The organism is Sulfitobacter sp. HI0040, from assembly GCF_001634885.1.
Classification (GTDB): domain Bacteria; phylum Pseudomonadota; class Alphaproteobacteria; order Rhodobacterales; family Rhodobacteraceae; genus Sulfitobacter.
On sequence record NZ_LWEX01000484.1, the window covers coordinates 1 to 312 of the forward strand.

Here is a 312-nt window from a genome sequence, read left to right on the forward strand (position 1 = left end):
GGGCCGGCGCACGCCGGAACGTGCGATTCCATCCATCGCCTCGTGGGGCATGGAATGGCAATCGATCAGGATGGCCTGCCCATGCCGGTCATGCGCCCTGTCCAGCAGGCGCTGCAGCATCTCGTGGTAGGGCTTCCAGTAGATCCTGATCCGCCGATGCGCTTCCCATTGGGACATCTTCCCGTTGTAGATGGAGCGGCCATTGGCCACCACTCGCGGGATCACGCCAAGCCCAGAGGCGACGCGCGGGTTGTGCCCCTGCCTGCGCACTCCTTCGATGAGGGCCGGGTCCAGCTCATCCTCTGACCTGTT

1 protein-coding gene is annotated in these 312 nt (G+C 64.7%); it reads right to left on the reverse strand.

Features of this window, described 5'->3' with window-relative positions; all coding sequences use genetic code 11:
• A partial coding sequence (locus tag A3728_RS19230) for an N-formylglutamate amidohydrolase (protein WP_201722353.1) occupies positions 1 to 312 on the reverse strand: 312 nt, incomplete at both ends.